Raw genomic sequence first — 12,682 nt, forward strand, 5'->3', positions numbered from 1 at the left:
ATCAGAAGATTATTAAAGGTTGCTGTATTATTTAGCGATAAAAAAAGCCTGCCAGATGGCAGGCTATTTAATAACGGCATTATTACTGTAACAGCGAAATATCCGCAACGCGCAGGAATAATTCGCGCAGTTTCTCCAGCATGGTAAGACGGTTGATTCGCAATTCTTTGTCATCAACCATGACCATCACTTTATCGAAGAAAGCATCGACCGGTTCACGCAGCTCAGCCAGTTCGACCAGCGCATCCTGGTAACGACCTTCCGCAAAGTACGGCTCCAGCTTGTCACGTAGCACCACAACCTGCATCGCCAGTTTAATTTCTTCCGGCTCTTTCAGAGTAGAGGCATTCACGCGATCGCTCAGCACTTCATCAGATTTCGCCAGGATGTTAGATACACGCTTGTTCGCCGCCGCCAGTGCTGCAGCTGCTTCCAGGGTACGGAAGTGCGATACCGCTTTCATACGGGCATCGAAATCAGCCGGACGAGTCGGACGACGCGCCAGTACCGCCTGGATGGTGTCAACGGTGTAACCTTCGTCCTGATACCAGGCGCGGAAGCGACCGAGCATAAAGTCGATAACATCATCAACCACGTTGGCATTAGTCAGCTTATCGCCATACAGACGCACTGCTTCTTCGGTCAGGGTTTGCAGGTCAAGATTGAGGTTCTTCTCAACGATAATACGCAGCACGCCAAGTGCGGCACGACGCAACGCAAACGGGTCTTTGTCGCCTTTCGGATGCTGGCCGATACCGAAGATACCCGCCAGAGTATCCATCTTGTCAGCAATCGCCAGCGCACAGGCTACCGGGTTAGACGGCAGGTCATCACCGGCAAAGCGCGGCTGATACTGCTCGTTCAGCGCCACTGCCACATCTTCCGCTTCGCCATCGTGACGCGCGTAGTGCATCCCCATAACGCCCTGGGTGTCGGTGAACTCGAAGACCATGTTGGTCATCAGGTCGCACTTGGACAGCAGGCCCGCACGGGTTGCGTGGTTAACGTCAGCGCCAATCTGTTCAGCAATCCAGCCAGCCAGCGCCTGGATGCGGTCAGTTTTGTCGCGCAGTGTACCCAGCTGTTGCTGAAACAACACGGTTTGCAGGCGCGGCAGGTTATCTTCCAGACGTTTTTTACGGTCGGTGTTGAAGAAGAACTCGGCATCCGCCAGACGCGGACGAACGACTTTCTCGTTACCGGAGATAATCTGCTGCGGATCTTTCGATTCGATGTTGGCAACGAAGATAAAGTTCGGCAGCAGTTTGCCGTCGTTCGCATACACCGGGAAGTATTTCTGGTCACCTTTCATGGTGTAAACCAGCGCTTCAGCCGGCACCGCGAGGAATTTCTCTTCGAATTTTGCGGTCAGCACAACCGGCCATTCCACCAGCGAAGCCACTTCTTCCAGCAGACTTTCGCTTAAGTCAGCGTTACCGCCAATCTTACGCGCTGCTTCTTCGGCATCGGCTTTAATCTTCGCTTTACGTTCTTCGTAATCGGCGATGACTTTCCCGCGCTCACGCAGAATTTCCGGATACTGATCGGCGTTATCGATGGTGAATTCCGGCTCGCCCATAAAGCGGTGGCCGCGAATCACGCGATCGGACTGAATGCCCAGAATGGTAGCCGGAATGACTTTGTCGCCCAGCAGCAGGGTTACAGTGTGAACCGGACGCACGAAGTGTACGTCAGACGCGCCCCAACGCATCAGTTTCGGGATCGGCAGTTTCGCCAGCGAAGTCGCAACCATATTCGGCAGCAGTGCTTCGGTGCTTTCGCCCTTCACATGGGCGCGATACAGCAGCCATTCGCCTTTATCGGTAGTCAGACGCTCAGCCTGGTCAACGGTAATACCGCAACCACGCGCCCAACCTTCTGCCGCTTTGCTCGGTTTGCCTTCAGCGTCGAACGCCTGGGCAATCGCCGGGCCGCGTTTTTCGATTTCACGATCCGGTTGCGCTTCCGCCAGGTTAGCGACTTTCAGCGCCAGACGACGCGGAGCAGCAAACCATTGAACGGTGCCGTGTGCGAGGCCAGCGTTATCCAGCTCCGCAGTAAAATTCGCAGCAAAGGACTCAGCCAGGCTGCGCAGTGCTTTTGGTGGCAGCTCTTCAGTGCCAATTTCCACCAGAAAAGTTTTCTCAGACATAGCCGCCTCTTACTTATCTTTGTTGCACATCGGGAAGCCGAGGGCTTCACGGGAAGCGTAGTATGCTTCTGCCACTGCTTTGGTCAGGGTGCGAATGCGCAGAATATAGCGCTGACGCTCGGTGACGGAGATGGCTTTACGCGCATCCAGCAGGTTGAAGCTGTGGGCGGCTTTCAGAATACGCTCGTAGGCTGGCAGCGGCAGCGGATTTTCCAGCGCCAGCAGTTGCTGCGCTTCTTTCTCGTACTGCTCGAAGCAGGTGAACAGGAAGTCCACATCCGCGTATTCGAAGTTGTAAGTGGACTGCTCCACTTCGTTCTGATGGAACACGTCGCCGTAGGTGGTTTTACCCAGCGGGCCGTCGCTCCAGACCAGGTCGTAAACGCTGTCTACGCCCTGAATGTACATGGCCAGACGTTCCAGACCGTAGGTGATCTCACCGGTAACCGGTTTACATTCCAGACCACCAACCTGCTGGAAGTAAGTGAACTGCGTCACTTCCATGCCGTTTAGCCACACTTCCCAGCCCAGCCCCCAGGCACCCAGCGTCGGGTTTTCCCAGTTATCTTCCACGAAACGGATGTCGTGGATGGTCGGGTCCATGCCCAGCTCTTTCAGAGAACCGAGGTACAGCTCCTGAATATTGTCCGGCGATGGCTTAATGACCACCTGGAACTGATAGTAGTGCTGTAAACGGTTGGGGTTTTCGCCGTAGCGACCATCGGTCGGGCGACGAGAAGGCTGAACATAAGCAGCCGCCATCGGTTCTGGCCCCAGCGCGCGCAGACAGGTCATTGGGTGAGAGGTTCCCGCGCCGACTTCCATGTCCAATGGTTGAACAATGGTGCAGCCCTGGCGAGCCCAGTAATCCTGTAAGGTCAGGATCAAGCCCTGGAAGGTCCTGGTATCAAACTTTTGCATATTATTTCGTGCTGGATACGTGTGGATTTAAAGGAAGGGATCAGTATACCCGCTGGATGGAAGATATACAGTACGAAACGGGAAAAAGCAGGGCTTAACGCATGGAAAGATGCAAAAAATGGCCATCCGCGTCAAAAGAACAGACAAACTGCTCTTTCCGGAAGGTATAACCGCGCATTTCATAGCTTCCCTGGAACTGTTCGAAGGCGGTGACGTCGATTTTTTGCTCGCCGGTGTTATAACGTTTTGCCGCCTGATCCTTGCATAACGCTTCCATATTCAACGAACGCAGAGGATCAACCTTTACCCGTTGTGCTTTCTGCACGGGTGGCGGTGTAGAACAACCCACTAGCACAATAAGCGCCATTGCCGGAAAGAAAGCGTTCATCATCATTAAATTACCGTCTGGTTTGCAGGTGAGTCTTATTATTTATATCGGTATAGTGGCTGATATCTTACGAATTTCCTTAAGCCTCTATAAGCTGTAGTGATAAAACTCAGATTATTCCAGTGCGCCAACTGAATGATTTATCGGTCAGACTTTTTTTAACCAGATACAGAGACACAGATGCAGCCCAAAATTTACTGGATTGATAACCTGCGAGGGATAGCGTGTTTAATGGTGGTGATGATTCACACCACTACCTGGTATGTGACCAATGCTCATAGTGTTAGCCCCATCACCTGGGATATCGCCAATGTTCTGAATTCTGCCTCTCGTGTCAGCGTGCCGCTATTTTTCATGATTTCCGGCTATCTCTTTTTTGGCGAACGCAGCGCCCAGTCGCGCCATTTCTTGCGTATCGGCTTATGCCTGTTTTTTTATAGCGCAATCGCGCTGCTCTACATTGCGCTGTTTACCTCCATCAATGTGGAGTTAGCGCTGAAAAACCTGCTGCAAAAGCCAGTGTTTTACCATTTATGGTTTTTCTTCGCGATTGCAGTGATTTATCTGGTTTCACCGCTGATTCAGGTGAAGAACGTCGGCGGAAAAATGTTGCTGGTGCTAATGGTGGTGATTGGTATCATCGCTAACCCAAATACTGTGCCGCAGAAAATCGACGGTTTTGAATGGCTGCCAATTAACTTATATATCAATGGCGATACTTTTTACTACATCCTTTATGGCATGTTGGGCCGCGCTATAGGGATGATGGACACACAGCATAAAGCACTGTCGTGGGTGAGCGCCGCACTGTTTGCGACGGGGGTTTTTATTATCTCTCGCGGGACATTATATGAATTACAGTGGCGCGGAAATTTTGCCGATACCTGGTATCTTTACTGTGGGCCGATGGTTTTTATCTGCGCAATCGCGTTATTGACTCTGGTTAAAAACACGCTGTATACGCGTACCATTTGCGGACTTGGCTTAATCTCCCGCCATTCGTTAGGTATATACGGGTTCCATGCATTGATTATCCATGCACTGCGCACCCGGGGGATTGAGCTTAAAAACTGGCCAATACTCGATATTATTTGGATCTTTTGCGCGACGTTGGCAGCGAGTTTGTTACTTTCTATGCTGGTACAACGAATCGACAGAAACAGATTAGTGAGTTAGTAAAAGCCCGGTTACATTGGACTAACCGGGCTTATGTGAATTATTCGCTGTATTCTTCCTGGGTAACCTGTGTTTCTTTTGGTGGGTTTATTCCGGCATCACGAATATTCTTCTGCACCGCTACTGCACCAAACAAGCTTAAGAAGAAAGCCAGCCCATAAAAGCCTTTTTCGCTGAGTAATAACGTTGCATTCCATAGACCTACCAGCAACAACGCAACAGAGATAATAAAGACCGTCAGGCAAGTCATATAATAAATGGGGGTGGTAGGTATGCCTTCATACTTGTCCCGAACGGTCTTTTGATAAGACGCCGCGGAAAACAAACCTAATACCAGTACGGCAAAATAATACCCTTTTTCATTTAACTGCATCTCTGCATTCCATAGTCCTAACAGATAGGTAACAATACCGCCAATAAGGGCTACCCATGAAACAATACTAAATGCCGGAGAATAGGTTGATATTTTGTTGTCCATCACAGTATTCCTTTCATTCCTGAATGTGTAAGAACTTTATGTTGCTCATGCCGAGCGAAACAAACGCATTTGACCAAACAAGCAGACAAAAAAGGCGATGGGATAGATCACCATTTCATAAGCATTGATAGGTGCGTTTAAAACACCGATAAACAAGAGACCGATAGTGATTAACGCTACCAACTGACAGACGTGGATAAAAAAATCATCCAGTTGCCCAAGTTTTTCTGCGCGAAGATATGCATAGTTACCAAAAGTTGCTGTCATTAACACGCCAAGAAAATAGCCTTTTCCACTTAACAATGGGCATGAGATCCATAGTCCAACCAGATAAACCAGCGCCCCAACAACAAATAATAGTTTTGCAACAGTCTTTGAGGTTTTCATAACGATCTCCATATCTACCAGCGATACATTACGAATAACCAACGAAAGACAAAACTGAAAAATGCCATTAACAAATGATTTTCAGAATAAATTCATACTAAATATTAATTAATTACTGAGATATATAGATGTGAATTATCCCCCACCCGGTCAGGCAGGGGATAACGTTTACGCCATTAATGGCAGAAGTTGCTGATAGAGGCGATGGAACGTTTCTCGTCGTGGCTGATAAGCGGCATAACGCTGCGCATCTGGTAGATGCGACTGTTCTAACGGTAGTTGCGGCAACAACTCAATGAGCGATTTCTCTGGATTCGCCGCAATCTGCGCCAGCCTTGCTGCGCCCAGTGCTGGCCCCACATCGCCACCCGTGCGGTAATCCAGTTGCTGACCGCTGATGTCCGCCAGCATTTGACGCCAGTACTCACTACGCGCCCCGCCACCAATCAACGTAACACTTTGCGGTTTAATGCCGCAGGCATGCACGACATCCATGCCATCTGCCAGCGCATAACCCACGCCTTCCAGCACTGCTCGCGCCAGTTCATTGGGGCCATGTTGATGAGTCAAACCAAAGAAAACCCCTTTCGCCTGGGGATTATTGTGTGGTGTACGCTCGCCGGAAAGATAAGGCAGAAACCAAACTGGCTCGGCACTTTCATCAGCCTGTTGAGCTGCGGTGATTAAAGCAGGGACATTGCTCAGGCCGGTTAATTTCGCGGCCCAATCCAGACACGAAGCCGCACTCAGCATTACAGACATTAAATGCCAACGTTGCGGTAACGCATGGCAAAAGCTATGTACGGCGCTTTCTGGCTTGCTTAAGACCCCTTCGCTGACAGCAAAATAGACCCCCGACGTCCCCAGCGATAACATTGCCTGATTAGCATCAACCATTCCCACACCAACCGCACCAGCTGCATTGTCGCCACCGCCTGCGATAACTGGCACCGCCGCCATACCCCACGCTTTCGCAACTTCAGGTAACAAAGCACCAGTAATTTCGCTGCCTTCGTATAATGCGGGCATCTGGTCACGAGATAAGTGGCAAGCCTGCAGCATGAGATCGCTCCAGTCACGCTTTGCGACATCCAGCCACATAGTGCCAGCTGCGTCAGACATATCGCTGGCAAACTCCCCCGTCATACGCAGACGCAAGTAATCTTTCGGTAATAATACTTTATCGATTTGACGGAATATCTCCGGCTCATGCCGCTGAACCCATAGCAATTTAGGCGCAGTAAATCCGGGCATCATCAGGTTGCCGGTAATCACCCGCGATTGCGGAACTCGCGCTTCCAGCAAAGTGCACTCTTGCGCACAGCGCCCGTCGTTCCACAAAATGGCAGGGCGTAACACCCGTTGCTGAGCATCCAGTAAGGTTGCACCGTGCATCTGTCCGGCAATACCTAATGCTTTAACGTCTTGCAGAGAATGCTGAACGCCCAGAGCTTTCATTGCGCGATCAGTTGCCTGCCACCACTGTTCCGGGTCTTGTTCCGACCAGAGTGGATGCGGGCGCGAAACGGTCAGCTTTTCCGTTTGCGCAGCAACCACCTCACCCTGCTCGTTGAGCAAAATAACTTTTACGCCCGAGGTGCCAAGATCTATCCCGATATACATATCGATCGTTCCTTAAAAAAATGCCCGGTATCGCTACCGATAACCGGGCCAACGGACTGCACAGTTAGCCGTTATTTGTCGAACAGATAATGATTTACCAGATTTTCCAGTTGCTCCTGGCGACCACTCTGATGCACCGGAGACAAATTATGTTCCTGAGCATATTTGGCTAAATCTGCCAGTGACATTTGGCCTTTCAGGATTTGCTGGCCTAATTCACTATTCCAGCCGGAATAACGCTGCGCGATGCGTTTATCCAGCTCGCCATCTTCAATCATGCGCGCTGCAATTTTCAGCGCCAACGCCATCGTATCCATCGCGCCGATATGACCGTAAAACAGATCATATTTATCAGTACTTTGACGACGTACTTTGGCATCGAAGTTCAGACCACCGGTGGTGAAACCGCCTGCTTTGAGAATTTCATACATCACCAGCGCATTCTCTTCCACACTGTTCGGGAACTGGTCGGTGTCCCAGCCCAGTTGCGCATCGCCACGGTTGGCGTCGACAGAACCGAACAGGCCAAGCGCAATGGCGGTGGCTATTTCATGATGGAAAGAGTGACCTGCCAGCGTCGCGTGGTTAGCTTCAATATTCAGTTTAATCTCTTTTTCCAGACCAAACTGTTTCAGGAAGCCATAGACCGTCGCAGCATCGTAATCATATTGATGTTTGGTCGGTTCTTGCGGTTTCGGTTCGATAAGCAACGTGCCCTGGAAACCGATTTTATGTTTATGCTCAACCACCATCTGCATAAAGCGGCCCAGCTGTTCACGCTCCTGGCGCAAGTCGGTATTTAACAGCGTTTCGTAACCTTCACGACCACCCCACAGGACATAGTTTTCACCGCCCAATTTATGGGTTGCTTCCATCGCTGTAACAACTTGCGTTGCCGCCCAACTGAAGACTTCAGGATCTGGGTTCGTCGCCGCACCCGCGCCATAGCGAGGGTTTGTAAAGCAGTTAGCAGTTCCCCACAGCAGCTTCACGCCGCTCTCTTCTTGCTTGCCTGCCAGGACATCAACCATTTGCGCAAAATTATTGATGTACTCTTTTAACGACGCGCCCTCAGGGGAAACATCCACATCGTGGAAGCAATAAAATGGCACATGTAACTTGTGGAAAAACTCAAATGCGACATCTGCTTTACGCTTCGCCAACGCCAGTGCCTCACCAGGCTGCTGCCACGGACGATTAAACGCCCCCACACCAAACATATCCGCCCCGTTCCAGCAGAAGGTGTGCCAGTAGCAGGCGGCAAAACGCAAGTGCTCTTCCATACGCTTGCCCAACACCAGTTCGTCGGGATTGTAGTGACGGAATGCTAACGGGTTTGAGGATTTTGAGCCTTCATAACGAACGCGATCGAGCTGGTCAAAATAGGCTTGCATATTGAACTCCATAATCAGGTAATGCCGCGGGTGATGGATGATGTCGTAATATTGGGCACTCCCTTTCAGTTGCTCAATTATGTTATTTCACACTGCTATTGAGATAATTCACAAGTGTGCGCTCGCTCGCAAAATAAAATGGGATGATGAAACTGGGTAATTCCTCGAAGAGAAAAATGCAATAAGTACAATTGCGCAACAAAAGTAAGATCTCGGTCATAAATCAAGAAATAAACCAAAAATCGTAATCGAAAGATAAAAATCTGTAATTGTTTTCCCCTGTTTAGTTGCTAAAAATTGGTTACGTTTATCGCGGTGATTGTTACTTATTAAAGCTGTCCTCTAACTACAGAAGGCCCTACACCATGAAAATAAAGAACATTCTACTCACCCTTTGCACCTCACTTCTGCTTACCAACGTTGCGGCACACGCCAAAGAGGTCAAAATAGGTATGGCGATTGATGATCTCCGTCTTGAACGCTGGCAAAAAGATCGAGATATTTTTGTGAAAAAAGCAGAATCTCTCGGCGCGAAAGTATTTGTACAGTCTGCAAATGGCAATGAAGAAACACAAATGTCGCAGATTGAAAACATGATTAACCGGGGTGTCGATGTTCTTGTCATTATTCCTTATAACGGTCAGGTATTAAGTAACGTTGTAAAAGAAGCCAAACAAGAAGGTATTAAAGTATTAGCTTACGACCGTATGATTAACGATGCGGATATCGATTTTTATATTTCTTTCGATAATGAAAAAGTCGGTGAACTGCAGGCAAAAGCCCTGGTCGATATTGTTCCGCAAGGTAATTACTTCCTGATGGGCGGCTCGCCGGTAGATAACAACGCCAAGCTGTTCCGCGCCGGGCAAATGAAAGTATTAAAACCTTATGTTGATTCCGGAAAAATTAAAGTCGTTGGTGACCAATGGGTTGATGGCTGGTTACCGGAAAACGCATTGAAAATTATGGAAAACGCGCTAACCGCCAATAATAACAAAATTGATGCTGTAGTTGCCTCAAACGATGCCACCGCAGGAGGGGCAATTCAGGCATTAAGCGCGCAAGGTTTATCAGGGAAAGTAGCAATTTCCGGCCAGGATGCGGATCTTGCAGGTATTAAACGTATTGCTGCCGGTACACAAACTATGACGGTGTATAAACCTATTACATTGTTGGCAAATACTGCCGCAGAAATTGCCGTTGAGTTGGGCAATGGTCAGGAGCCAAAAGCGGATACCACACTGAATAATGGCCTGAAAGATGTTCCCTCCCGCCTGCTGACACCGATCGATGTGAATAAAAACAACATCAAAGATACGGTAGTTAAAGACGGATTCCACAAAGAGAGCGAGCTGTAAGCGTTACGCCCCGGCGCGGAGCGGGGGCGTGATTTCTCTCCATGCCGCGTGAATTGATTGGCTTAGGTGGAGTCGTTATGCCTTATCTACTTGAAATGAAGAACATTACCAAAACCTTCGGCAGTGTGAAGGCGATTGATAACGTCAGCTTGCGGTTGAATGCTGGCGAAATCGTCTCACTCTGTGGGGAAAATGGGTCAGGTAAATCAACGCTGATGAAAGTGCTGTGTGGTATTTATCCCCATGGTTCCTACGAAGGCGAAATTATTTTTGCGGGAGAAGAGATTCAGGCGAGTCACATCCGCGATACCGAACGCAAAGGTATCGCCATTATTCACCAGGAATTGGCGCTGGTGAAAGAACTGACCGTGCTGGAAAATATCTTCCTGGGTAACGAAATAACCCATAATGGCATTATGGATTATGACCTGATGACGCTACGCTGTCAGAAGCTGCTCGCACAGGTCAGTTTATCCATTTCACCTGATACCCGCGTTGGCGATTTAGGACTTGGGCAACAACAACTGGTTGAAATTGCCAAGGCACTTAATAAACAGGTGCGTTTGTTAATTCTCGATGAGCCGACAGCCTCATTAACTGAGCAGGAAACGTCGGTTTTACTGGATATTATTCGCGATCTACAACAGCACGGTATCGCCTGTATTTATATTTCGCACAAACTCAACGAAGTCAAAGCGATTTCCGATACGATTTGCGTTATTCGCGACGGTCAGCACATTGGCACGCGTGATGCTGCTGGAATGAGTGAAGACGATATTATCACCATGATGGTCGGGCGAGAGTTAACCGCGCTTTACCCTAATGAACCACATACCACCGGAGATGAAATATTACGTATTGAACATCTGACGGCATGGCATCCGGTTAATCGTCATATTAAACGAGTTAATGATGTCTCGTTTTCCCTGAAACGTGGCGAAATACTGGGTATCGCCGGACTCGTTGGTGCCGGACGTACCGAGACTATTCAGTGCCTGTTTGGTGTGTGGCCCGGACAATGGGAAGGGAAAATTTATATTGACGGCAAACAGGTAGATATTCGTAACTGTCAGCAAGCCATCGCCCAGGGGATTGCGATGGTACCCGAAGACAGAAAGCGCGACGGCATCGTTCCGGTAATGGCGGTTGGTAAAAATATTACCCTCGCCGCACTCAAAAAATTTACCGGTGGCATTAGCCAGCTTGATGACGCGGCAGAGCAAAAATGTATTCTGGAATCAATCCAGCAACTCAAAGTTAAAACGTCGTCCCCCGACCTTGCTATTGGACGTTTGAGCGGCGGCAATCAGCAAAAAGCGATCCTCGCTCGCTGTCTGTTACTTAACCCGCGCATTCTCATTCTTGATGAACCCACCAGGGGTATCGATATTGGCGCGAAATACGAGATCTACAAATTAATTAACCAACTCGTCCAGCAGGGTATTGCCGTTATTGTCATCTCTTCCGAATTACCTGAAGTGCTCGGCCTTAGCGATCGTGTACTGGTGATGCATGAAGGGAAACTAAAAGCCAACCTGATAAATCATAACCTGACTCAGGAGCAGGTGATGGAAGCCGCATTGAGGAGCGAACATCATGTCGAAAAGCAATCCGTCTGAAGTGAAATTAGCCGTACCGACATCCGGTGGCTTTTCCGGGCTGAAATCACTGAATTTGCAGGTCTTCGTGATGATTGCAGCTATCATCGCAATCATGCTGTTCTTTACCTGGACCACCGATGGTGCCTACTTAAGCGCCCGTAACGTCTCCAACCTGTTACGCCAAACCGCGATTACCGGCATCCTCGCGGTAGGAATGGTGTTCGTCATAATTTCTGCTGAAATCGACCTTTCCGTCGGCTCAATGATGGGGCTGTTAGGTGGCGTCGCGGCGATTTGTGACGTCTGGCTAGGCTGGCCTTTGCCACTTACCATCATTGTGACGTTGGTTCTGGGACTGCTTCTCGGAGCCTGGAACGGATGGTGGGTCGCGTACCGCAAAGTCCCTTCATTTATTGTCACCCTCGCGGGCATGTTGGCATTTCGTGGCATACTCATTGGCATCACCAACGGCACGACTGTTTCCCCCACCAGCGCCGCGATGTCACAAATTGGGCAAAGCTATCTACCTGCCAGCACCGGCTTCATCATTGGCGCGCTTGGCTTAATGGCTTTTGTTGGCTGGCAATGGCGCGGAAGAATGCGCCGTCAGGCTTTGGGTTTGCAGTCTCCGGCCTCTACCGCAGTAGTCGGTCGCCAGGCTTTAACCGCTATCATCGTATTAGGCGCAATCTGGCTATTGAATGATTACCGTGGTGTTCCCACTCCTGTTCTGCTGCTGACGTTGCTGTTACTCGGCGGAATGTTTATGGCAACGCGGACGGCATTTGGACGACGCATTTATGCCATCGGCGGCAATCTGGAAGCGGCACGTCTCTCCGGGATTAACGTTGAACGCACCAAACTTGCCGTGTTCGCTATTAACGGATTAATGGTAGCCATCGCCGGATTAATCCTCAGTTCTCGACTCGGCGCTGGTTCACCTTCTGCGGGAAATATCGCCGAACTGGACGCAATTGCAGCATGTGTGATTGGCGGCACCAGTCTGGCAGGCGGCGTCGGGAGCGTGGCCGGAGCGGTAATGGGGGCATTCATCATGGCTTCGCTGGATAACGGCATGAGTATGATGGATGTACCGACCTTCTGGCAGTATATCGTTAAAGGTGCGATTCTGTTGCTGGCAGTATGGATGGACTCCGCAACCAAACGCCGTTCTTGATTTTGATAAAAATTTTCTCAAAGCCGG

General features: G+C 49.6%; 11 protein-coding genes. 4 read left to right on the plus strand and 7 right to left on the minus strand.

Going from position 1 to position 12,682, the window contains the following annotated elements; translation table 11 throughout:
- Positions 1 to 82 precede the first annotated feature (82 nt).
- From glyS to C4F37_RS06325, 3 genes are all read right to left on the minus strand, one after another.
- A complete protein-coding gene (glyS, locus tag C4F37_RS06315) occupies positions 83 to 2,152 on the minus strand; it encodes a glycine--tRNA ligase subunit beta (protein WP_001291773.1) in 2,070 nt (689 codons plus the stop codon).
- Positions 2,153 to 2,161: 9 nt separating this feature from the next.
- Positions 2,162 to 3,073: a glycine--tRNA ligase subunit alpha gene (glyQ, locus tag C4F37_RS06320; RefSeq protein WP_001168544.1), complete on the minus strand. Its 912-nt coding sequence runs from the start codon at positions 3,071 to 3,073 to the stop codon at positions 2,162 to 2,164.
- Positions 3,074 to 3,167: 94 nt separating this feature from the next.
- Positions 3,168 to 3,467 (minus strand): YsaB family lipoprotein, encoded by a 300-nt coding sequence (locus C4F37_RS06325; RefSeq protein WP_000980102.1) that lies wholly within the window; start codon positions 3,465 to 3,467, stop codon positions 3,168 to 3,170.
- A 174-nt stretch (positions 3,468 to 3,641) separates the two neighbouring features.
- Here C4F37_RS06325 and wecH point away from each other — a divergent pair, with 174 nt between their 5' ends.
- Positions 3,642 to 4,637, plus strand: coding sequence for an O-acetyltransferase WecH (gene wecH, locus C4F37_RS06330; RefSeq protein WP_001182634.1), 996 nt, complete (start codon positions 3,642 to 3,644; stop codon positions 4,635 to 4,637).
- Positions 4,638 to 4,677: 40 nt separating this feature from the next.
- Here the strand turns inward: wecH and yiaA are convergent, their stop codons facing one another.
- The 4 genes from yiaA to xylA all read right to left on the minus strand — a co-directional run bounded on the left by yiaA (position 4,678) and on the right by xylA (position 8,519).
- Complete coding sequence (gene yiaA, locus C4F37_RS06335; protein WP_001296516.1) at positions 4,678 to 5,115, minus strand: inner membrane protein YiaA; 438 nt, start codon at positions 5,113 to 5,115, stop codon at positions 4,678 to 4,680.
- A gap of 45 nt (positions 5,116 to 5,160) precedes the next feature.
- On the minus strand, positions 5,161 to 5,502 hold the full coding sequence (gene yiaB / locus C4F37_RS06340; RefSeq protein WP_001296517.1) for an inner membrane protein YiaB: 342 nt from the start codon (positions 5,500 to 5,502) through the stop codon (positions 5,161 to 5,163).
- 168 nt (positions 5,503 to 5,670) lie between these two features.
- Positions 5,671 to 7,125 carry a xylulokinase gene (gene xylB / locus C4F37_RS06345; RefSeq protein ID WP_001540043.1) on the minus strand — a complete coding sequence of 485 codons (1,455 nt, stop codon included), beginning with the start codon at positions 7,123 to 7,125 and terminating at the stop codon, positions 5,671 to 5,673.
- A 71-nt stretch (positions 7,126 to 7,196) separates the two neighbouring features.
- Positions 7,197 to 8,519 carry a xylose isomerase gene (xylA, locus tag C4F37_RS06350; RefSeq protein ID WP_001149592.1) on the minus strand — a complete coding sequence of 441 codons (1,323 nt, stop codon included), beginning with the start codon at positions 8,517 to 8,519 and terminating at the stop codon, positions 7,197 to 7,199.
- Between the two features lie 365 nt (positions 8,520 to 8,884).
- On the opposite strand from xylA, the gene xylF reads away from it, so the two are divergent.
- The 3 genes from xylF (at position 8,885) to xylH (ending at position 12,655) form a co-directional block, all read left to right on the plus strand.
- Positions 8,885 to 9,877: a D-xylose ABC transporter substrate-binding protein gene (gene xylF / locus C4F37_RS06355; protein ID WP_001296518.1), complete on the plus strand. Its 993-nt coding sequence runs from the start codon at positions 8,885 to 8,887 to the stop codon at positions 9,875 to 9,877.
- A 77-nt stretch (positions 9,878 to 9,954) separates the two neighbouring features.
- Positions 9,955 to 11,496, plus strand: coding sequence for a D-xylose ABC transporter ATP-binding protein (xylG, locus tag C4F37_RS06360; RefSeq protein WP_001146502.1), 1,542 nt, complete (start codon positions 9,955 to 9,957; stop codon positions 11,494 to 11,496).
- A complete protein-coding gene (xylH, locus tag C4F37_RS06365) occupies positions 11,474 to 12,655 on the plus strand; it encodes a xylose ABC transporter permease XylH (RefSeq protein ID WP_000045978.1) in 1,182 nt (393 codons plus the stop codon). The genes xylG and xylH overlap by 23 nt, the downstream gene beginning before the upstream one ends.
- Positions 12,656 to 12,682: the final 27 nt, after the last annotated feature.

The organism is Escherichia sp. R1, from assembly GCF_003000935.1.
Taxonomy (GTDB): domain Bacteria; phylum Pseudomonadota; class Gammaproteobacteria; order Enterobacterales; family Enterobacteriaceae; genus Escherichia; species Escherichia coli.

Coding starts and splice junctions, on each gene's coding strand:
- glyS (WP_001291773.1), bottom strand. CDS start 2,152: ATGTCTGAGAAAACTTTTCTGGTGGAAATTGGCACTGAAGAGCTGCCA.
- xylF (WP_001296518.1), top strand. CDS start 8,885: ATGAAAATAAAGAACATTCTACTCACCCTTTGCACCTCACTTCTGCTT.
- yiaA (WP_001296516.1), bottom strand. CDS start 5,115: ATGGACAACAAAATATCAACCTATTCTCCGGCATTTAGTATTGTTTCA.
- wecH (WP_001182634.1), top strand. CDS start 3,642: ATGCAGCCCAAAATTTACTGGATTGATAACCTGCGAGGGATAGCGTGT.
- xylB (WP_001540043.1), bottom strand. CDS start 7,125: ATGTATATCGGGATAGATCTTGGCACCTCGGGCGTAAAAGTTATTTTG.
- xylA (WP_001149592.1), bottom strand. CDS start 8,519: ATGCAAGCCTATTTTGACCAGCTCGATCGCGTTCGTTATGAAGGCTCA.
- C4F37_RS06325 (WP_000980102.1), bottom strand. CDS start 3,467: ATGATGATGAACGCTTTCTTTCCGGCAATGGCGCTTATTGTGCTAGTG.
- yiaB (WP_001296517.1), bottom strand. CDS start 5,502: ATGAAAACCTCAAAGACTGTTGCAAAACTATTATTTGTTGTTGGGGCG.
- xylH (WP_000045978.1), top strand. CDS start 11,474: ATGTCGAAAAGCAATCCGTCTGAAGTGAAATTAGCCGTACCGACATCC.
- glyQ (WP_001168544.1), bottom strand. CDS start 3,073: ATGCAAAAGTTTGATACCAGGACCTTCCAGGGCTTGATCCTGACCTTA.
- xylG (WP_001146502.1), top strand. CDS start 9,955: ATGCCTTATCTACTTGAAATGAAGAACATTACCAAAACCTTCGGCAGT.